18 protein-coding genes are annotated in these 21,255 nt (G+C 52.3%); 11 read left to right on the top strand and 7 right to left on the bottom strand.

The window, feature by feature from the left end; translation table 11 throughout:
• Positions 1-164 precede the first annotated feature (164 nt).
• Positions 165-698 carry a 2-oxo-4-hydroxy-4-carboxy-5-ureidoimidazoline decarboxylase gene (uraD, locus tag RO22_RS19180; protein ID WP_041159101.1) on the bottom strand — a complete coding sequence of 178 codons (534 nt, stop codon included), beginning with the start codon at positions 696-698 and terminating at the stop codon, positions 165-167.
• A 166-nt stretch (positions 699-864) separates the two neighbouring features.
• On the opposite strand from uraD, the gene RO22_RS19175 reads away from it, so the two are divergent.
• On the top strand, positions 865-1,731 hold the full coding sequence (locus tag RO22_RS19175; RefSeq protein ID WP_041159100.1) for a hypothetical protein: 867 nt from the start codon (positions 865-867) through the stop codon (positions 1,729-1,731).
• Positions 1,732-2,381: 650 nt separating this feature from the next.
• Positions 2,382-2,774: a histone-like nucleoid-structuring protein, MvaT/MvaU family gene (locus RO22_RS19170; RefSeq protein ID WP_027958395.1), complete on the top strand. Its 393-nt coding sequence runs from the start codon at positions 2,382-2,384 to the stop codon at positions 2,772-2,774.
• A 141-nt stretch (positions 2,775-2,915) separates the two neighbouring features.
• Here RO22_RS19170 and RO22_RS19165 read toward each other — a convergent pair whose 3' ends face one another.
• The 3 genes from RO22_RS19165 to RO22_RS19155 all read right to left on the bottom strand — a co-directional run bounded on the left by RO22_RS19165 (position 2,916) and on the right by RO22_RS19155 (position 5,204).
• Positions 2,916-3,401, bottom strand: coding sequence for a hypothetical protein (locus RO22_RS19165; RefSeq protein ID WP_022521385.1), 486 nt, complete (start codon positions 3,399-3,401; stop codon positions 2,916-2,918).
• Positions 3,402-3,781: 380 nt separating this feature from the next.
• Entirely contained in the window at positions 3,782-4,264 is a 483-nt protein-coding gene (locus tag RO22_RS19160) for a response regulator transcription factor (protein ID WP_052475711.1), read from the bottom strand.
• Complete coding sequence (locus tag RO22_RS19155; RefSeq protein WP_052475710.1) at positions 4,233-5,204, bottom strand: sensor histidine kinase; 972 nt, start codon at positions 5,202-5,204, stop codon at positions 4,233-4,235. The genes RO22_RS19160 and RO22_RS19155 overlap by 32 nt, the downstream gene beginning before the upstream one ends.
• Before the next feature lie 507 nt (positions 5,205-5,711).
• Between RO22_RS19155 and RO22_RS19150 the strand changes: the two genes are divergently transcribed.
• The 4 genes from RO22_RS19150 (at position 5,712) to RO22_RS23915 (ending at position 12,448) form a co-directional block, all read left to right on the top strand.
• Entirely contained in the window at positions 5,712-8,222 is a 2,511-nt protein-coding gene (locus RO22_RS19150; protein WP_052475709.1) for a DUF4347 domain-containing protein, read from the top strand.
• Between the two features lie 2 nt (positions 8,223-8,224).
• Positions 8,225-8,788, top strand: coding sequence for a hypothetical protein (locus RO22_RS19145; RefSeq protein ID WP_041159098.1), 564 nt, complete (start codon positions 8,225-8,227; stop codon positions 8,786-8,788).
• Positions 8,715-9,059, top strand: coding sequence for a hypothetical protein (locus RO22_RS25390; RefSeq protein ID WP_411906768.1), 345 nt, complete (start codon positions 8,715-8,717; stop codon positions 9,057-9,059). Before RO22_RS19145 ends, RO22_RS25390 begins: the two co-directional genes overlap by 74 nt.
• 2 nt (positions 9,060-9,061) lie before the next feature.
• Positions 9,062-12,448 (top strand): DUF4214 domain-containing protein, encoded by a 3,387-nt coding sequence (locus RO22_RS23915; RefSeq protein WP_052475708.1) that lies wholly within the window; start codon positions 9,062-9,064, stop codon positions 12,446-12,448.
• 337 nt (positions 12,449-12,785) lie between these two features.
• Here RO22_RS23915 and RO22_RS19135 read toward each other — a convergent pair whose 3' ends face one another.
• Both RO22_RS19135 and RO22_RS19130 read right to left on the bottom strand, forming a co-directional pair.
• On the bottom strand, positions 12,786-13,934 hold the full coding sequence (locus RO22_RS19135; RefSeq protein WP_235270533.1) for an ABC transporter substrate-binding protein: 1,149 nt from the start codon (positions 13,932-13,934) through the stop codon (positions 12,786-12,788).
• A gap of 110 nt (positions 13,935-14,044) precedes the next feature.
• Positions 14,045-16,087: a TonB-dependent receptor family protein gene (locus tag RO22_RS19130; protein ID WP_041159096.1), complete on the bottom strand. Its 2,043-nt coding sequence runs from the start codon at positions 16,085-16,087 to the stop codon at positions 14,045-14,047.
• Positions 16,088-16,192: 105 nt separating this feature from the next.
• Between RO22_RS19130 and RO22_RS19125 the strand changes: the two genes are divergently transcribed.
• Entirely contained in the window at positions 16,193-16,852 is a 660-nt protein-coding gene (locus tag RO22_RS19125) for a GntR family transcriptional regulator (RefSeq protein WP_039857506.1), read from the top strand.
• On the opposite strand, the gene RO22_RS19120 is transcribed toward RO22_RS19125, so the two are convergent.
• Entirely contained in the window at positions 16,849-17,703 is an 855-nt protein-coding gene (locus RO22_RS19120; RefSeq protein WP_039857504.1) for a sensor domain-containing diguanylate cyclase, read from the bottom strand. The genes RO22_RS19125 and RO22_RS19120 overlap by 4 nt on opposite strands.
• A 240-nt stretch (positions 17,704-17,943) precedes the next feature.
• Here RO22_RS19120 and RO22_RS19115 point away from each other — a divergent pair, with 240 nt between their 5' ends.
• The 4 genes from RO22_RS19115 to RO22_RS19105 all read left to right on the top strand — a co-directional run bounded on the left by RO22_RS19115 (position 17,944) and on the right by RO22_RS19105 (position 21,251).
• Positions 17,944-18,858, top strand: coding sequence for a cation diffusion facilitator family transporter (locus tag RO22_RS19115; protein ID WP_009286094.1), 915 nt, complete (start codon positions 17,944-17,946; stop codon positions 18,856-18,858).
• Between the two features lie 101 nt (positions 18,859-18,959).
• Positions 18,960-19,637 (top strand): DsbA family protein, encoded by a 678-nt coding sequence (locus RO22_RS19110; protein WP_041159095.1) that lies wholly within the window; start codon positions 18,960-18,962, stop codon positions 19,635-19,637.
• A 319-nt stretch (positions 19,638-19,956) separates the two neighbouring features.
• Positions 19,957-20,124, top strand: a complete 168-nt coding sequence (locus tag RO22_RS24790) for a hypothetical protein (protein WP_162836275.1) — start codon at positions 19,957-19,959, stop codon at positions 20,122-20,124.
• 170 nt (positions 20,125-20,294) lie between these two features.
• Entirely contained in the window at positions 20,295-21,251 is a 957-nt protein-coding gene (locus RO22_RS19105; RefSeq protein ID WP_041159094.1) for an FHA domain-containing protein, read from the top strand.
• Positions 21,252-21,255: the final 4 nt, after the last annotated feature.

Genomic DNA, 21,255 nt, shown 5'->3' with positions numbered 1-21,255 from the left:
AATACCGATTCCAGGGAATCAATCCATTCCGTGGTTTCGATCGGATCGAGATCTTCTCTTGTCTCCAGACTCATAGAGGTCTCTCCGAATGACGATAAAGGGTAAGCCTCACAGCCTGAAGGGCGAGCACCGTTCAGGCTGTGGGAAGAGTAATCTCATGGGGTTTATGCAGCCGTCTCGGCACGCATGTGCAAGCGAAAGCGCGCTATCTGGATGATTTGATTAATGGCTGTTTGTCGTTCAGTTACGGCGTCGTTTTCAAGTCGCTTTTCGAATGCATCGAGAATGGCGTGACGATCAAGCCCTTTAACGGCAATCACGAAGGGGAAGCCGAACTTATCCTGGTAAGCCTGATTCAGCCGTTGGAAGCGCTCAAACTCTGCAGCGGTGCACTGGTCTAGGCCTGCTCCCGCCTGTTCGCGGGTGGAGTCCTGGGTTAATTCGCCGGCCAAGGCGGCTTTTCCCGCTAGATCAGGGTGAGCGCGGATAACCGCAATTTGCTGATCAACATCGGCGTTCCTAAGCACTGCTCCCATACTGTCTGCTAGTACATCGGCATCATCATGCTGATCAGTAAGCCCTTGTTTCCAAAAAGTTTCTGCTACCCATGGCGAGTGTTCGAATATATCGCCGTAATGGGTAAGAAAATCTTCTAAACCAAGGCTGCTAGGGCGTGCGGCGTTTAAAATTAGCGACATTGTATGCTCCTTTTGTATTTTATTGTCATTCTTATTGTATACAATAAATATAGATAAATGTACTCTAAGAAGTGCTGTTATCGAAAAAAAACGGTTGTTCACGCCAGCAAAAACATTCGCGGCGTTAAAAAATGCGTCTAAAAAATCAAACAAAAGAGGTTTTCGCATGTTGAAGAGAAACCGAGCAGTGGCTAAGTACGTGTCGGTGGCCACACTTCTTGGCTGTATGTCGGCAGGTGCTCATGCGGCGGCGTGGAGTGATACGTTTGTGGGTTATCGCTATGGAACACAGTTTATGGAGCCTAATAACCCTGAAAATGTGGAGAAGCATATTCTCCAGTTCACCCATGCAAGTGGTTATTCACTGGGGCAAAACTTTTTCAATCTGGATCTTCTACAGTCCAGTGATGAAGATCCCGCCAGCAATAGTGACTCAGGGGCAACGGAAGCGTACTTGACATACCGTCATCAACTGCATGCGGGGGGCGTGTTTGATGAGCCGGTAGCATTCGGGCCAGTCAGGGATATGGCACTAACCTTCGGGTTTGACCTCAACACTAAAAACACCGGCTTTGCGCCGCGTAAGCGCCAACTGGTAGTTGGGCCAACGTTTAAGTTTGACGTGCCGCGAGGATTTGTAGATCTAAGCCTGTTTTATAGCCGGGAGTGGAACCACTGCGGCCTGCCACCCTGTGGGCTACCCGAAAACCAGAACAGCATCTCATTTGACCCTTATTACCAAATCAATTTGGCTTGGGGGTTACCGTTTGAAGCGGCTGCGTTACCGCTAAAATTTCAAGGCTTCTATAACTACAACGATGCGAAAGGGGATGACTACTTTGGCGATTCGACCAAGCCTGAGCAGTTAATGCGTACCTCGCTGATGCTGGATGTAGGACAAGTCGCGTGGGGGGCGGAAAACTCGCTATGGGCCGGCGTTGGCTACGAATATTGGCGCAATAAATTTGGTAATCACAATAAGCCAGGGGTTGATACCGACGCTATGACGCTTAATATCGAATGGCATTTCTAATATAGAAACTCAACTGCCTAGCCTTTAATTCTGAATTCAACCAATAAATGCAGCGGCTGCTAGTGCTTCTGCGTATTCTCCTAATAACACCTGGGCTGGGGTTCGGTATCCCAGCCGCTTTCTTGGTCTATCGTTGAGGTTATTGACGACGACCCTTAGCTCTGTGTCTGACCCGTGTCGGAAGCCTGTCCCTTTCGGGAAATATTGGCGAATCAGTCATTGGTGTTTTCATTAATACCACGCTGGCATGAGCGGTGCGGGTCGCAAATATATGTCTGGCCGACGAGGCCTGTTCTGGCGCATAACCCTGGTCGGCTCGTTGCGTTTTATCTCGAAGCTAATGGTGCTGCTGTGGGATCCAATGGCCCGCTGGCTGATGTCGGTCTAAAGATAGCTAAAAATTTGGTATCGTTGGGCCTGAGTCGGTTGTCGATATCCCATGCCCTGCTTCACTATGGCAGGTTAAGGCAGAGAGGATGCCGTTGCTGGCCCTCCTACCTTTACCTTATGATCCAAAGTGCTGCGGTTATTCTATGCATCCAGGCCTGAAAATTGAGCTTTCCTTTTCTCAATGGCTATATTAAAGCTATAATGCGTAAGATATATGTTTAAGGGTTACCTTAAATTTTAAAAATATAGGAATTTAGACTATGGCGTCGGTACTGAGTAACTATCTCAAAAAAGAACAGATGTTAAAGCAGCTGCAGGAAGAGCTGCAAGCGCTGGAAAACAACAGTGAGCTAAAAGCAGAGCTTGAATTCAAAGAAAGACTACAAGCACTTATGACTGAGCACGGAAAATTAGCGCGCGACGTATGTGAAATGCTTGACCCATCTTACCGCTCTAAACCAGCAAAAGCTGGAAAGGTAAGCACCAGCAGCACAGATGGGCGTAAAAAACGTCCCTTGAAGGTATACAAGAACCCACACACTGGTGAGGTAGTAGAAACCCGTGGCGGGAATCACAAAGTTATCCAGGAGTGGAAGGCTGAATTTGGTAATGAAGAAGTGGTCAGTTGGGTTGTGAAAGAAATCGCGCAATAAGACTAATTTTTATTAGTGGTGACAACGCCAGCTTGGCAAAGTTACCCTTTAAAACGCTCACTGAGCCCGCTCAGTGAGCGAAAAATTATTTAAGCGATGTGCTGGGAAAGAAAAGTAACGAGTAAGTCCATCAGGCATCCGTTAATTTCGCGACAGGTCTTCCCTGAGGATAGGTACTTCTACTCTACTAAGGCCGCCCAATCTCCACGCCTCGACTGAGTTGCTACCCTCTGGCACGTTGAACGACCCCCAAATCACTCGAAACGTGGTTGCGTACACAGACCCGTCTCCCATGACGATGTTTGCATCAATGTGAAATCGACGCTTTTGCTCTTGCATTAATGCATCATCAAAATCAGATGTCGTTTCAATATCTGCTATACCGTTATCTCTGCATGCTGTATGGAAGGCAGAGAATTTTTCCTCATAATATAGATCGGGTTCAATTTTCCGCTGGTGCATTGAAAGATGTCTTTCTTTATCACCCTCGCAGATCGCTTGAACAGCGGCTTCGACCATACCGGTTGCTGTCTCGCTGTACACCTCATCCGCCAAAGCCGAGGAAGATAGCAGCAGAGAAAGAGCCGTGGCGGTCGAACGAGAGATTAAATAGCTGTTTTTTAACATTCCCATTTCCCTTTATTTTTTAGCTCCGCTCAACTAGAAGCCGAGCATAAGCGTAGGGCGACTGATGACCACATAGGCTATAGAGGTTTTCCTCTGCTGCCCGATAGAGTGCTCTAAAGCAATTCATGTCATGTGGGTGCAGGCCTATGGGCACCTACCCCAGCAAGCAACCACAATACCCCAGTTCCGTGCCGTGATTCGGACGGCGCCTTCTAATATTAGTGGTAGTGAGCGGGCTCGCAAATTTAACTTTACTAATGCAGTGATTCTCCTCGGTGGTGCTGGGGGATGTAGATGCTAAGCCTCACACGGGTTGTAATCTGATAGCTACTCTATCGCAGTAGTATGAAGCCGTAATGGGTGTTGTGAGCTCTTGCGCCCTAGCTTGGTTGATCTACTGACCTTGGCACGAGAATTTTTTGAATCCCCGTATTGAGGGGATTGCCATCTTTCATGGCGATTGTTAAGGCAGCGAACATCCCGCCCGTTTCTTCGTTTCCAATTCGCCGCCAAAGGCTTAGCACTACCGCTTCCAGTTCCCGCATGCTCACGGGTTTGCAAAGATAGCTGTCGGCGCCACGGCCGAGACCTTCGATACGCTCTTCGAGACCGCTGCGGGCAGTCACCATGATGACACCGGCTTTGCTTTCGTCGCGCAAGCTTTTGACCGCGTCCAGGCCACTTTCACCGAACAGGCCTACATCAAGCAAGATTATGTTTGGTGCGACCTCGGAAAGCACAGGCCGCAGTTCTTCGACCGAGCCTGCCTCGTAGACCGTCATCCCACGTTTGCGGAGGTAGCGGGCCATCGGCTGACGGAAATCCGGTTCGTCATCCACTAGGGCGATGCGTATTGAGGGCATGAGAGTTTCCACTTAAGACTTGAGCACGGGTAGAGAGACATAAAAAAACCGTGCCATGGGTCTGATCTAATTTGATGCTCCCTTCGTGCAAAGCAACGATGCGCTGAACCAAATGCAGGCCCAGGCCTGCGCCCGGTTTATGCTGGGTGCGGCGTGCGCGATAAAACTTCTCGAACAGCCGCGGTACATCGGCGGGGTCGATGCCCGGCCCGTCGTCGCGTACGGTTACCTCCACTGTTTTTCCCTGCTGGAAGTACGAAAGCGTAACGCCCTCAGGCGTGTGGGCGTATTTACATGCGTTATCCAGTAGAGCGGAAAAAGCGATGGGCAGCAGGTAGGGGTCGGCATCCACGCGGATTGGTTCTACTGCCCCATACAGAACCACGTTGTACTCCGTGGCCAGTTCGGCCAGCACGGTGCCGACATCGAGCTCGCCTGAACGACGACTCTGTGACACGCTTTCCAACCAGTCATCGGCCAGACACCCCTCGACCAAGTTTCCTAATCGCCGTGAGGCCCTATGGATACGATCCAGCTCCTCGGCCGACTCTTTGTCGTCCGCTGGCAGGTTGCAGGCGATGAGATCCGCCAATGCCGCCATGATACCCAGCGGTGTGCGGAATTCATGCGAGACCATAGTCAAGAAGTTGAGTTGCTCCTGAAGCGCTGCTTCCGCCGCGCAATGGGCAACGTTCTCCTCGATGAGGCGATCCTGTAGTAGGTCACGCAACCGCTCTGTCACCATTACCGCCAACCCTACTGTCAGACCGAAGAAGAACAGGATGCCCCAGGCGAAGAAGGTGCTTGTGCTAGGGCCGAGCGTCAATACCGGTTCCAACAAGGTTTGGGCTGCCCGTGCCAGATTGAGGGTGCCATGAAGAGCAAGCAGCACCGCGACTGCCTGATGTGCATTAAGTAGCTGAAAGCGGCTGTCGTGCACAATCGTCCAGGCACCGAGAAATACCAGAAGCGGCCATACCGATGCTGATGATGCGAAGCCCCAGCGACCACAAAAGCATGACCGACAAGGATTAAGGCGTTGGCAACGGCGATGGACCAGAACGGCGGAATGACGTTTCGCCCGTATAACAGCCCTACCCCGATGCTGATGGCGACCATGCCGATGGCCCAATCACGTGGACCTAGCAGGCTTCGGTGCAGGCGGAGTGAGGTTCAGGAAGCATCTAACTAATTATTGGTACGCTATAGATGCGCTAATAATTCGTCTAGATCGTCGAACATGCAAACAAATGTCACAAAAATCTTTTTGACTCTCCCCGATGAGTTGGCTCTACTTAGTCCAAATTAATTAGCAATTTCGAGTTAAAAAGTGCGAGGTACTGTAATCAACTAGGGCTACAATACCTGAGCGGTAGCATTAGCGATGTACGCGTTGAGGCGGCTTCCTCATTGGGGGCGATAATAATAGATGGGGAAGGGGACAAAAATGGTGAGCGATCTTTTACAACGCGGTAACGTCAAAGAAGTCATTTTCATCGATACAGGTATTGATGGTTGGCAAACCCTTGTTGATGGAGTTCCCGAAGGGGCCGACATCGTCACCCTAGACCCTTCCCGCGATGGCCTGGAGCAAATGGCGCAATGGGCACAAACCCACAGCGGTTACGACGCCATTCATATCATTAGCCATGGTTCAGAAGGCCAGATCCATCTAGGCAATTTTAGCCTCGATGAGAGTGCTATCAATACTCGTGCCTCTGATCTTGCCCAACTGGGTGCCGCTTTAAATGAAGAAGGCGATTTACTGCTTTACGGTTGCTCCGTCGCCAGCGGCGAAGGGCAAGACTTCATTACTGCCTTAGCTGAAGTTACCCAGGCGGATGTGGCTGCGTCGGATGATTTGACTGGTGCGGCGAGTAAAGGTGGGGATTGGGAGTTGGAAAGGACGGCTGGGAGTGTCGAAACAGCCGTGTTATCGAGCGAGAGCTATTCTAGTGTGTTGGCTGACGAAACAATAGGGACCAATGGCGCCGCTGGTATTGCGCAAACATCGGGCGACGCGGCAATTGGACAGACTTTCACGGCGACAAAAACGGGTGTTTTGAAGGAAATTCATGTTGCTAGTAATGATTTTGACAATGGCTCTGATTGGACCTTGACGGTGTATTCCGGAAGTGGAATTGGCGGTTCAGTCCTCGCAACGCAGACGGGCGCCTCATTCGGCAATACTTTAACAGATCTCGATGATTACACATATTCCATAGTTACCTTGTCGACGACGGTGAGTCTGACGAGTGGTTCAGTTTATACTTTTGTGTTCTCTCCTGCGGGAACGATTGGCTTGCTGTATACGGACGAAGAATACGCGGGTGGGTCGATTGTTTATGATGGCTCGGTAGTTGGTAGTAATGATTTAATTTTTCAGGTGGTTCAGGCTGATGCGGCTCCTGCCAACAACCCCCCCACCATTACCGGCGCACCTTCCGATATCACGGTAACCGAAGATACGGCTTCCAATGTTGACCTGTCTTCTGTGACGTTTGCGGATGCTGATGGCGATACCCTAACCGCGACCTTAACTGCCTCGGCAGGCACTTTGGCCGCTTCCAGTGGTGGTGGCGTAGCTGTCACTGGGTCTGGCTCGAGCGCATTAACCTTGTCGGGCAGTGTTGCGAATATCAATACGTACTTAGATACCACTTCTAACATTCAATACACCGGCGCGAGCAACGCCAGTGGTGATAACGCCGCTACGTTAACGATTAAGGCGAATGACGGCACGGTGGATTCGAGTACGACAACGGTTAACGTGGATATTACTGCTGTTGATAACGCTGCCACCTTCGGCTTTGAATCAGGTGTCACTGGACTCGGTACAAAAACAGTCACTGCTGTTGGTACAAGTGCTACGTTTACTATCGAAAGTGAAAGTGCAAATCTGCTAGACAGTGATAATGGTGGCTTCACAAATGTAAATTTATCCGGTTCTGAATCGATTGATACTGGTGAATGGGCTCCTGCTGAGACGAAGCTTACTTTCTCTATTGATTCTGGAAAGCAATTTGATCTTTCAAGTTTGATGCTTCAAAGTTGGGATGGTGATAATGAAGTTATTGTTTTGACTTCGGATAAAGGAAGCATAGAATTTATTGCCTCAAATACCACCGTTACCACTCTAGATATAGAAAATCATATTAATGCGGACTTTTTTAAGGGTATTACTTCTTTTACTTTGACTGAGAATACAGTAGATGGAGAATATAGTGGCTTTTACATTACCTTTGACGACCTCGTTGTCACCAACATCACTGCTGTTCCTACAAACGCTGCACCTACCATCACTGGAGCACCTTCCGATATCACGGTAACCGAAGATACGGTTTCCAATGTTGACCTGTCTGATGTGACGCTTGCCGACAGCGATGGTGATAACCTCACTGTCACGCTTACTGCATCGGCAGGCACGTTAGCCGCTTCCTCTGGTGGCAGCGTGACCGTGAGCGGCTCCGGCGCAGGGGTTCTGACACTTGCTGGTACCGCCGCGAATATTAATACCTATTTGGACACTACGACCAACATTCAATACACCGGCGCGAGCAACGCCAGCGGTGATAATGCCGCTACGTTAAGTATTAAGGCGAATGACGGCACGGTTGATTCCAGTACGACAACCGTTAACCTCGATATTACCGCAGTTAACGACGCCCCCACCGTTGCTGGCGCGCCTTCAGATATCACAGTAACCGAAGACACGGCTTCCAATGTTGGCTTGTCTTCTGTGGAGTTTGCGGATGCTGATGGCGATAGCCTAACCGTGACCTTAACCGCATCAGCAGGTACTTTAGCCGCTTCCAGTAGCGGTAGTGTGACCGTCGYGGGCTCTGGCACGGGYGCATTAACTTTGTCGGGCAGTGCCGCAGATATCAATGCGTATTTAGATACCATTTCTGCTATTCAATACACCGGTGCCGAAAACGCCAGTGGTGATAATNATTAACTTTGTCGGGCAGTGCCGCAGATATCAATGCGTATTTAGATACCATTTCTGCTATTCAATACACCGGTGCCGAAAACGCCAGTGGTGATAATGCCGCTACGTTAAGTCTTAAGGCGAATGACGGCACGGTTGATTCCAGTACGACAACCGTTAACCTCGATATTACCGCAGTTAACGACGTCCCCACCGTTGCTGGCGCGCCTTCAGATATCACAGTAACCGAAGACACGGCTTCCAATGTTGACTTGTCTTCTGTGACGTTTGCGGATGCTGATGGCGATACCCTAACCGTGACCTTAACTGCTTCTGCAGGCACGTTAGCCGCTTCCAGTGGTGGTGGGGTGACTATTGGTGGTTCGGGCACGGGCGCATTAAGTTTGTCGGGCAGTGCCGCCAATATCAATACGTATTTAGATACCATTTCTGCTATTCAATACACCGGTGCCGAAAACGCCAGTGGCGATAATGCTGCTACGTTAAGTCTTAAGGCGAATGACGGCACGGTTGATTCCAGTACGACAGCCGTTAACCTCGATATTACCGCAGTTAACGACGCCCCCNGATAATGCTGCTACGTTAAGTCTTAAGGCGAATGACGGCACGGTTGATTCCAGTACGACAGCCGTTAACCTCGATATTACCGCAGTTAACGACGCCCCCACCGTTGCTGGCGCGCCTTCAGATATCACAGTAACCGARCACACGGYTTCCAATGTTGACTTGTCTTCTGTGACGTTTGCGGATGCTGATGGCGATAGCCTAACCGTGACCTTAACTGCTTCTGCCGGTACTTTAGCCGCTTCCAGTACGTCGTGGGCTCTGGCACGGGCGCATTAACTTTGTCGGGCAGTGCCGCAGATATCAATGCGTATTTAGATACCATTTCTGCTATTCAATACACCGGTGCTGAAAACGCCAGTGGTGATAATGCTGCTACGTTCACCATTAGTGCAGAAGATGTGAACGGTGGGTCACTGGCTGAAAACGTGACTGTTAATCTTGATATTACCGATGTTAATGATGCGCCCACTTACACTGGCAGCGGTCTAAATCCAATGTTTACTGAATTGGATAACGCTCAGATTGATTGGGCGAATTTAGCCATGCTCTTTGGTAATAATACGTTTGACACTATTGAAACCGGGCAAGAGGTTACCCAGGTCACTCTCACGGTGAGCAATGTGTCAGGCACCAGCGATGAAGTCTTAGCTATTAGAACGGGGACGGACAGTGCCATTGTGATGCCATTGGTCAATGGTCAAAACGGTACTGTTAATACTAGCGAGTTGAACTTCAGCTATGCGGTTGCCGTGGATGACCAAAAAGTGGCAACAGTCGTCATCGACAGCTCTGACATTGCCAATGTTTGGAATGGTTACGCGGATAACCTTTTTTACGCCCACCTGAGTGAAAACCCCGTTGCAGGTGACCGCATAGTCACCATTACAGGCGTTAAAGACAATGGGGGTACCGAAAACAGCGGTCAAGATACCACCACAGGTTTAAATGTCTCTTCCACTGTTACCGTTAAGGCGGTCAACGACGCGCCGGTATTGGATGCCAGCAAAGCACCTGAACTAGTGAGTGTGCTGCAAAACCAGGGCGCGCCGGAGGCGGGTTCCTTGGATGGCTCAACGTTGCTCAGCAATATTATTAATTCAACCGGTATCGGCAACTACAGCGATGCCGAAGGTGATGCACCCGGCCTGGCCATTACCGGCGTTAATGAAAACGGGGCGCTTTATTACACGACTGACGGTGGACAAACGTGGGCTGAACTCACCGGAGCGGTTTCTGACGCTTCCGCACTGCTCTTGGCTGCTAACGACGATACCCGCCTGTATTTCAAACCCGATGCCAGTTACAGCGGTACGCTTAATGGTGCTATCAGCTTTAGAGCCTGGGATGGAACCGGGGGGCACAGCAATGGTGATGCTGGCGTGGCCACCATCGATGCCGGAAATGTGAAAGCCGCCTTTTCCACCGCCAGTGATAGCGTAAGCATCACTATAACAGAACCCAATAGAGCACCTACCGGCAGTGTCACTATCAGTGGTTCCGCCGAGGAAGGTCAAACACTTACCGCGAGCAATACCCTGGCCGATCAAGATGGCTTGGGCATTATCAGCTACCAATGGCGGCGTGATGACAAAGCTATTGATGGTGTAACTGGGGAGACTTATACCCTGTCCCAGGTGGATGTGGGGACGAAGGTCAGTGTGCAGGCGTCGTATACTGATCAGCGTGGGAAGGAGGAGTCAGTGACCTCTAGCGTCACAAATGTTGTGACGAATGTGAACGATGCACCTACCGGCAGCGTAATGATTGCTGGCACCGTCGAGGAAAACCAGACGTTGACTGCAAGTAGTACCCTAGCCGATGAAGATGGCCTGAGCACGATCAGCTACCAATGGCTACGTGATGGCAGTGTTATTGATAATGCTGTTAGCAACACCTACACCCTGACCCAAGCCGATGTAGGCAGCAAGATTAGCGTGCGGGCTAGCTATACCGATCAGCAGGGCACCGCAGAAGCGGTCGTCTCTTCAGCTACGGCGGCCGTGGCCAATGTCAACGGCGTTCCCACCGGCAGTGTCACCATCAGCGGCGATGCTGCTGAAGACCAGACCCTTACAGCCAGCCATACCTTGGCCGATGAAGACGGCCTGGGCGCGATCAGCTACCAGTGGCTGCGTGATGGCACTGAGATCCTCGGTGCTACTGACGAAACCTATACCCTTACCCAAGAGGATGTTGGTAGCGAAATCAGCGTGCGTGCCAGCTACACTGATCAGCAGGGCACCGAAGAGTTTATAGCGTCGGCAAGGACTTCACCTATTAGCGCTAAACTCGAGCAAGATGAAGACGGTGTTCCAGATGCGGATGAAGCGCGCGTACCTTCGCTGGACGGCAATAGCACTGGTGATGGCAATGGCGATGGCATTCCTGATGCTGAGCAAAGCAACATTAGTTCTGTACCGTTTTTATCCACGTCTACGGCTGTTTCCAACCCTGGCGATGCAGCTGAGGCTTTTATTACGCTATCGTCAAATGGCAGCGGAACCTCTGGGAGCGGTGCCGGTACGCTAGCGCTGCGTAATGTTCGCCAGCTTGATGCACCAGATGACCGACCGGACGACCTCAATATGCCGTTTGGTTTAATCGCGTTTGAATCCGATGTGGAAACGGTTGGCGGGTCGAGTGTGTTTTCCTTGTTTGTTGGTGGTGATCTCGATGTCAACGGCTATTGGAAGCAGGATGCCGATGGAGATTGGGTGAATCTGGCCAGCGCTGACTTTGGTGGTAGCCTGACAAGAGAAGGTAATAAAATACGCTTTGATTTTGTGATTGAAGATGGCGGCGAGTTTGATTCAGATGGTGTCGCTAACGGAATTATTGTTGACCCTGGTGCCATTGGCTTCCGCGCACCGGAAACCTCTGAGGAACCAGTGCCGACGCCTGAGCCAACGCCCGATATCGATCCGGACGAATTGCCGGATGAGGAGTTGAACCGTGCACCTGTTGCGAATAACGACGAGTTCTCAGAGCGTTTCGGCTGGTTACTAAGTGGCAACCTGTTTGAGGATAACGGAAATGGTATCGATAAAGATGCTGACAACGACGTTATTTCAATTACGGGCATTGGCGGGCAGGCGGTTGTTTTCGATACTGCCATGGTGCTGACATCTGGCGCTACCGTGACCGTGCAGGAAAACGGTGATTTCCTTTATGATCAGCGAGCAGCATTTGAACCTTCTGACGATAAGGAGCGTTTCAGAGATATCTTTGAATACTCGATTGAAGATACCCATGGTGCCGCAAACACAGCGACAGTCTCTGTTGAGCTAGCCGAGATCCATGATACGGTTGAAATATCGATTCTTCATGCGTTGTATGAAGTGGCATTTGATCGAAAGGCAGATGCCTCAGGACTTGATTACTGGTCCGATGTACGCAAGGAAGGGGTGAGTGTGTTCGATATTGCCGAATTCTTCCTTGAGTCGGAAGAGTTTGTCAGCAACCACGGCAATAGCCTCAGTGATGACGATTACCTCACGATGCTATACGCGAATGCCTTTGATAGAGCCCCGGATGCCGATGGTTTTGAGTACTGGTCGGATATGCTTGAAGAATCAACGGTAGATCATGGCGATGTCATGACCCACTTTGCTTTCTCTGATGAAATGCAGATAAAACACTTGGCAGAAGGCTTTATTTTTGCCTGATGTTTTGATGTTTGAAAAGGATGGGCGGCCCCTTTTCCTTACGGACAGGGGGCCGCTTTTTTATGCTGGGATACATACAGTACATGACTGAACTGAGTAGAAGAATCGCGAACGTGCTCGTCACCGTGAGGTAGCACTTTGTAGATACCTCAAGACCTTATTTTGGAGACCTTCAGGAGGCTCTATGAGTCATGCCTGTTGCCACGCTCACCTTGGAGATGAGCCTCACGCATGCTTGCATTGTACGCTGGCGAATTCAGTGTTACAGAATTGGTCGAGCATCGGCGCTCTAGCTAAACAGCAGGCCATTATGTAGTTCCGGTAGGCCTCCAAAGCATCATGGCGCCGGTTCCAAATCAGCCCAGAAGGTGCCTTCTAGCGGGTAAGGTAGTAGGGTTTCGTGTACGGATTGCCAGGCTGCCGCAGGGTCTAGGTCTGCCATGGCATCAGGGTGCAGCCACTTCGCGACTTGCTGAACGGCGATAAACTGAAAGGGTGTGTTGTAAAACAAGTGCCAAAGCGCATACACGCGGCCTGATTCCACCGCTTTGAGGGTTGACCACCCTGGTCGAGCCGCAATCAGCTCCCGCATGGCGGCGCGGGTTTCGTGCTCTGAAACGTCATAGCCCAGGGGAATTGAACTGCTGCTTAGTACCTGCCAGTCACCTCCAGTTTGAATGATGACGTCGGGATCTCGAGACAGTATCCATTCTATGTGCAGTTGTCCAAATAGGCCCGGTAGTCGCTCAGCGGCAATGTTGTGCCCACCGGCCAGCCGCACAACGCGCCCCAGGTTGTCATCACCGACGCTTCGACAGCACTCAGGATGCAGCCCCGCCGCCGTTTCGATCAAAACATCAGGCCGCTGTAGTGGCTCAGGCAAGCGCTTGGCGACTTCTTCAAGCGCTTTCTGACGCATGTTAATCAGCGTCTCGGCCCGCGCTTCGGCATCAAAGATTCTTCCCATCAGCCTCAGGCTGGGCACCATATGCAGGTCTGCTTGGGTCAGGAAATCCACGAATATCACCGCTACTCCGGATGCTTCCAGCGTCCCTAGCGTCGAGCCTTCACGCAATGCTGGCCAGGCGCTCAGATCAAAAACAATGACGTCTGGATTAAGCGCAATGGCTTGTTCGAGATCGAATTCACCGGTGGCCGCTTTGCCGAAACGCGCTAACTGTTCGGCGTGAGGGAAACGTTGCTGAAGGCGTTGCCAGACATCTTCATCGAAGCGAATGAGTTCATCACGCCAACCCACAAGGTCTTGGAAAGGGTCGTCAGGCTGGAGAGCGGCAAGGGTGTACAGCAGCCGTCCTTCGCCCAGGATTACCCGTTGTGGGTCACCGGGCAACAGAACCTTGCGGCCAGCTAGGTCGGTCACCTCAAACGAATTCGCCAGTGCTGGCATCGTCAGGCTAACCGTCAACACCATCAGGCATGAATGCCATAGTCGTCGCCTTAGGCGACGGTTAAACAAAGCGGGCATACCCACGCTCCTTAATCAAACATGGCCTGTACAGGACGATTTTTATAAAACATGGCTTTTACAAAACATGGCGCGAACTGGCGGGCTGATGTCAGCAGCCCGCCGTTGGCTCAAAAGGTGACATCCAACCCTAAGCTGTAGGCACGCCCTGGTAACGGCACACGCCCCACTGGGCTGGTATCTACCCCGCGGAAATAGGCATCCTCGTTGGTAAGGTTATGCACGCCCAGAGTTAAGCTTGCCGCGCTGGCGAACGGCAAGCGGTAGCCTAAGCTGGTATCGACTAACCAGTAATCAGGCAGTGGGCCGGTGCTGCCGTTCTCGGTCTCTTGGGTGGTGTTGGCTGCATCGGCGAAGCTTTTATCCACGTAGCGGGCGCCGATATTGCCGAACCAACGACCCTGTTCCCAGCGCGCTAATAGGTTGAGCAGGTGATTCGGTGCGTTGGGCACCTCGTTGCCGGCAAGCTCCCCACTGCGCTGCTTAGTATCGAGCCAGGTCCAGGTGCCTTCGAGGCTGAAGGGCAGGGTATTCGGCGCCCAGGCCAAACGCGTTTCAAGCCCTTGATAGCGGGTTTCTCCGAGGTTCTTTAGACTGTTATCCGGCTGCTTGACGACCTGGTCTTCGTAGTTGATCAAAAAGCCTGTGGCCTCCGCTTGCCAAGGGCCTGACTGATAACGCGCTCCGAGCTCATGGTTCCAGGCTGTCTCGTTAGATACATCGCCGGGATTGGTGATCTGAGCGAGTTGCACCGGGGTTAACGACCGTTGAGCGGAAGTAAACAAATACCACGCCTCGTTGGCCGCATATCCGACGGTAAGGCCGGGTAGCCATGCAGTGGCGTTATTCTCATCGCGACCGCCATTTAAGGTATCGATGTAGTCCATCTCTGCATTCTCGTAGCGGATACCAGGGGTTACTTCCCAGCCACCGCCTAGCTGCCAAGTGTCGCTTAGGTAAGCGGCCATTGCGCGGGTTTCGAAGTCCCAGCGACGAACCGGGGCGGCAGTTTCACTACCGACAGCGCGGCGGTTCACATCAAAGTCGACATCTTCCTCCAGATAGCGAGCACCCACCATCAGGGTGTGGTTCCCCAGTTGCCAGGCGACGCGGGGCTCGCTGGCCCATACCGAGAAGCTGCGCGGGGAGTCGGCGACATGGGTGGCTGGCTCGCCTGGATCAGACCAGTGGCTAGCACCGCTCAGGTTTTGGCCGAACCAGAAGGTTCGATCACTCTGGTGGCCAAATTGGCGCCAACTTATCTCGATATTGTTGCTCGGTTGCCAATGCCAGGTTGCGTGGGCACGCCATGTGTCCGCCTCGAAACGGTCGTAGGGACGCTGAGAATCGCTGCGGTCTCGGGCGTAGGCGTTTGGGGTTAGTGCGCCGGGTAGATCCGTGTCTACGCTGTAGTACTGCAGTTGTCCATCGATCCATTGGGTGTCATTTAGCTGATAATCGGCATCTAAAATGAAATTATCGACCTGTGTTTGGCTACGCTCGCGCCCACCCTTTCCACGCATCAGGTTGGCCTGAAACTGAAGCCCCAGGTTGTCACTTACTTGCCCGCCTGCACGCAGGTAGTGATCACTGAGCACATGGCCGGTGGCGTCATCCACCGTTAGGCGTTCGCGCCACTGGGCTTCCTCCTCTACAGGGATGCCGCGTGTTACGAAATTGAGCACCCCGCCCACGTTGTTTGGGCCGTAGTGAACAGCCGCGCCGCCCCGTACGATGTCAATCTGTTCTAGCGTGGGTAGCGTTACCGGGAATAGTGAAACACCGATATTGCTGTAGGGGCCCAAGGCAGCCGGAATACCGTCCACCAAGATTTGTACCCGCTCGCTACGGCGTGGTGATAAACCGCGAATGCCGATATTTGGCAGCACGCCCGTGCCGGTCTCATCCTGTGTGTGTATGCCTGGAACCCGAGCTAGTGCATCTTCAAGCTGACGGATATCGCCGCCGTGTAGCGCTTCTCCCTCCAATATCTGGCGTGCGCCCGGCGTGGTCTGTGGGTCGGTACGAGTGGCGCTTAACCAGTCGCTAGAGACCACTAAGGTTTCCAGCTCACTGTTGGCTTCAGGTTGCTGGGCCCAAGCCAGTGGAGAGGCGGCGGCGATGGCCAAAGGCAGCACGCGAAGGTAATGCATCTGATGTCCCTTTGTTAATGATTATCATAAGCGAGTGGGGTATCATAAATAATTGGCGCCAATCTGCAAGAAGTTATTATGATGAAGGCAAAGGAGAGCTTAAGAATGAGTCAGGCTGCGGAACGTCAAGAGGCCGTACGTCAAGATAAAGACCAAAGCTGGCTACAGGAGCAGCTAAGAATCGGTATGGGGGGCGGGCGTTTTCCTGCTGATAGCTGGTTACGCCAAGATGCCCTTGCAGAGCTATATGGCGTCAGCCGCTTTGTTGTGAGAGGCGCCTTGGAGCGTTTGTCGGAATCGGGAGCCATTGAGCATGTGCCTCATCGGGGCTACCGGGTTAGACGCTGGAGCCACCAAGAGCGCCTGGAACTCACCGAAGCTCGCTTGGTGGTGGAGCTTGCTATGGCGCCATTGATGATGGCGCGTCGAACAGAGCCGCTGATGGCGCCTGTTAGGCAAGCTTGTGTCCAGTTTGAACATGCTGCCGGTGAAGGAGATGGTGAAGCCATGTTTCTCAGCAATCATGCCTTTCACCGAGCGCTAGCAGTGCTTGCTGGTAACCGGCAGTTGGCCGATCAAATGAATTGGCTGCGTGAGCAGGGCATGCGTGGGGCAGGGCCGGGGTGGCCAAAGGCTGGCGGGGTGGAGCGGAGTATACGAGAGCACTATGCGATGGTCGAAGCGCTAGACGCTGGCGATATTGTGGGGTTGCAGGGTGTCGTACAGCGCCACTTAACAGCTTGGCAAGAGCGCGTCACACGCTAACGGCTGCGCCTTTTGATCTGATACATATGGCTGTCAGCACGGCTCAGCAGGGTATCGGCGTCTTCCCCGTCGGCGGGGTAGCAGGCCACGCCGATGCTGCAGGATGGCATTCTGACCTCGCCGAATTCAGCGCCTAGTGGCTCGTTCATGACCGTGAGAATCTGTTCCACCTTTTCTGTCACAGCGTGCGCTGACTTGATGTCCGTTAACAGCACCGTGAATTCATCACCGCCCATGCGGGCCACCGTGTCCGTCTCGCGTACACAGCCTTCCAATCGTCTTGCTACCGTGCAGAGCACCCGGTCACCCGCCGCATGTCCATGAATATCGTTGATGCCTTTGAAGTCGTTAATATCCAGAAATAGCAATGCCAGGTTGTTCTGATAGCGATGGGCCGTGCTCAGGCCCAAGGTAAGGCGGTCATAGAAGAGCGCTCGGTTGGTCAACTTTGTCAGTGGATCATGGTGGGCAAGGTAGCGTAACTCTTCCTCGGCCTGCATAAGCGCTGTGACGTTGCGCGCTACACCGACCCGCACTTCCTCTGCTTCGTACCAGCGGGCAGACCACAGGATATGCACGATACCGCCGTCTTTGCGGATATAGCGGTTGCGGTAATCAATATGGGGCTTACCGCTCATCACACGAACAATGGAGTCCCGCGTTGCGGCTAAATCGTCAGGGTGCATGTAGTTCGTGATTAGAGTGCCGATCAACTCTTGAGGAAGGTAACCGAGCAGCGACTCACAGGCATCACTCACGAAGACGATCTGGTTGTCTTTATCGACCACGAAGACGGTGTCCAGCATCAGGTGAATCAGTTTGGGGTAAAGGGCTTGCAGGTCAACGGTCATAGACAAGGGATAATCCGGTTAGCGTTCCTCGACTATAGAGCAATCGCGAAGTGGACGATAAAGAATTCTGGAAATTTTGGGGGAAAGGTCACTCCCGTAATGACAAGCGCGTATCGGCCATCGCCAGGGTAGGCTTTGCCCTCCCGGGGCGAGTGCCAACGGACGACATTCAGGGGTTGAAGCTTTAGTTACTAGAGGTTTTATAGTACCGGGAATGAAAAAACTTAACGAGGTTTATATATGGGACATCATCATGATCATCCCCACATTGATCCTGCCTCTGGCGACCGACGTGTCAGTATTTCCATTTGGGCAAATGGCTTATTAACCATCGCCCAGATCGTCGGCGGTATTATGGCGGGCAGCCTCTCGCTGATCGCTGATGCGCTGCATAATTTTTCTGATATGGCGGCGCTTGTTATTGCCTTTGCTGCGCGCAAGATCGCAAGACGGCCCGCCGATGCGCAAATGACCTTCGGCTATGGCCGAATAGAGATAGTGGCAGCACTGATTAACTACACTACGCTCATTCTCGTTGGCCTCTATCTGATTTACGAAGGCGCCATGCGCATGATTGAACCGCCAGAGATCCAGGGTTGGTTGGTCGTTATCATCGGTGGCGTCGCTCTTGTTGTCGATGCCCTCACCGCCATGCTTACTTGGTCAATGCAAAAAGGTAGCGTCAATATTCGCGCCCTTTTTCTGCATAACCTGTCTGATGCGTTCGCCTCCATCGCTGTGATTATCGGCGGTTCATTAATTCTGCTCTACGACATGCGCTGGGTAGACCCTGCGATTACGATAGGTATTGCGCTGTATATCCTTTACCTCGCCTTTTCGGAGATTGGGGGGCCTATCCGCACACTGATGCTGGGCTCTCCCCCAGATATTAACGGTCAACTCGTCATTGAAGCCGTGCGTGGTGTCGAAAGTGTCCACGATATTCATCATGTGCACCTATGGCAGATGCAGGAAAACATGGCCGCCCTTGACTGCCACGTGGTCATTACGGAAGCAGGCTGGCAGCAGCTTGAGGCAATTAAGACAGAGATCAAAGAGCAGTTAAAAACGCGCTTCAACATTGTCCATTCCAGCTTAGAGTTTGAGCATATTGATCACGCACATCAGGATGCCAACCTCTATGGGCATGAGTAATACACGCTCACGCTGGTATACATAGGCAGTCATTTAGCTTGGTTTGTGCAATCAAATCTTGGCCTAATTTGCCAAATAATCACTGAAATCGAGAGAGAAAAATGTTCAAAAAAGCGACTTTTATGCTTGCGGGTACGTTGATGCTGACAGCTGCCATCGTGGTGGTATTGAAACCTGCACTATTGGACATGCAAGCTGAGGCGGCGAGTGAGGATGCTGGACAGGCCGAGAGCTCCTTGGTGCGTTCACACTCACCGATCCTGGGGCCGCAAGAGGCACCTATAACCATTGTGGAATTTTTCGACCCGGCCTGCGAAGCCTGCCGTGCTTTCTATCCTCTCACCAAAAGTATTCTGGAAACCTATCCTGAGCAAGTGCAGCTAATCGTGCGCTACACACCTTTCCACGGTGAGGTTTCTGATACGGCCATACGCGTGCTGGAAGTCGCTCGACACCAGGACGTATTCGAACCGGTACTCGAAGCTCTGCTCTCTCGTCAGGATCAATGGGCATCTCATGGCCGTTTCGATGAATCAGCTATCTTGGAGATTGCCAGCCAAGCCGGTCTTGACCGAGCTGCCGCTGAGGAGCAACTCAACTCAGCTGAAGTGCAAGCGGTGATTGACCAAGACATGGCAGACGTCAAAACGAATCAGATTCGCCAGACGCCAACCTTTTTTGTCAACGGTGAGCTGCTAGAACCCTTTGGTATGCAGGAGCTGATTGATGTCGTAAAGAGTGAAGTCGAGGAGATATCTGAAGAGGAAAAATCCCAATGAATCAGCGCTGGCTGCTGATGAGGCTTATGAGTTTAAGCCCCGCGCTGGTCGAGGGCGGTTGGCGAGAGCACCTAGTTTTGGGGTAAACGCGGCCAAATTGACTGCCCAATCGGCGTTGTATTCGCCACAAGACAATAAGGCAAATCATTCAACTTTCATTTTACTGACATCGCCTCGTCACTTAATACCCGCAATCTGCTTAATGTTGGATCGTCTTCCTCCTTACGAAACAACGTCGAAAGAACGATCGAACGGCTTCAGCTTTGGCGTCATAGGCGCATCATTCGAACGACATCTCTCTGGATTAAGGAGCAGTAAAATGGCCGATACTCCCTCAGTAGACAATGCGGGTGGCGGTGCTGATTCCGCAATCGCCGACATGAAAGCAGTGTTCGATCAGGCGATCGAGAAGTCCGCAGAAATCACCAAAGTCACGACAGAGAAGAAAACCGAGCTCGACGCTACCAAGCAGCGTCCGCAAAACTGATGCTCGGAAGTCGCGGGCGGCGTCAGCCGCTCGCGGCCTTGTTGTCGTTTCCTGTCCACGCATTCCTGGACGGTAGAGATTTCAAAACCTCGCCCGGATGAATGCCCCTGTATCGAGACATTCGACGGAAGAGCCCCTCCAAGCTTCGTACGACACGGCGAGTTAAGTATATGACTTTATTCACCTCAGCTTCAGCGTCGGTACGCGAAGCCGTTACGACGCTCAAGGTTATCGCAGGCTTGCATCGTGGTGCCTCCATTACGCTCACTGAGCCGGTCTGCTGTATCGGTAGCGACGATTCTACTGATGTCATGCTCGGCGATCCGGGCACTGCACCACACCATATTGTGTTGAGATTCTATGGTCGTTATATCGCTATCGAGGCGCTTGGTGGCGACATCACCATTAATGGTCGTAGTGTCAGCCAGGGCACTGGTTTGCGCTGTGAATTGCCAGCGAAGCTCCATTTCAACGACGTGGCACTCGAGCTTTCACGCCCCCCAGCGCCTGCCATATTCCCTGGGCTGCCGACAGTTCCTGTGCGTTGGCGTAAGTGGCTAAATCGCAGTGCCACGCTTGCCGCACTAGTCGTAACGCTGGGAGTACTGGCTTTCTATGAGTTCATCGATGTCAACCAAGCCGACGCCAACATTGGCTATCATCCAGTCACGGCAACGCTCGATGAGCAGCCCCTGGTGAACACTGGCCAGAACACATCCCAATTGATGGCCGATGCTCGTCCGAGTCCGGTTCAAGCATTGCGCCAGCAACTGGCGGATACCGGGCTCGCATCGCTTGAGGTCACCGACAGTGGTGACTATATCAGCGTCTCCGGTCACTACGATCCCGACCAGGCGGGCGCTTGGAACGCCACCCAGCGTTGGTTCGACCAGCATTACGGCAGTCACAACGTGCTGCTTAATGAAGCTCAACAGAGTGAGGTGCCGGTTCGCCCCGACCTGCAGTTGCAGGCCGTATGGTTAGGCAAGAACCCGTACGTAATCGACGCTCGTGGACAGCGCCTCTATCCAGGCGCGTCGCTGTCGTCTGGTTGGGTTATTTCCGCTATCGAAACGGATCGAGTGCTGTTGAGCCGTGGCGATGACCAGTTTGCCCTGACCCTATAATTCG

The sequence above is a fragment of the Halomonas sp. KHS3 genome (assembly GCF_000830495.1).
In the GTDB taxonomy this organism is placed as follows: Bacteria; Pseudomonadota; Gammaproteobacteria; order Pseudomonadales; family Halomonadaceae; genus Vreelandella; species Vreelandella titanicae.
Note: the sequence above shows the minus strand (reverse complement) of the source record. Positions and strands in the feature narration are given on the sequence as shown.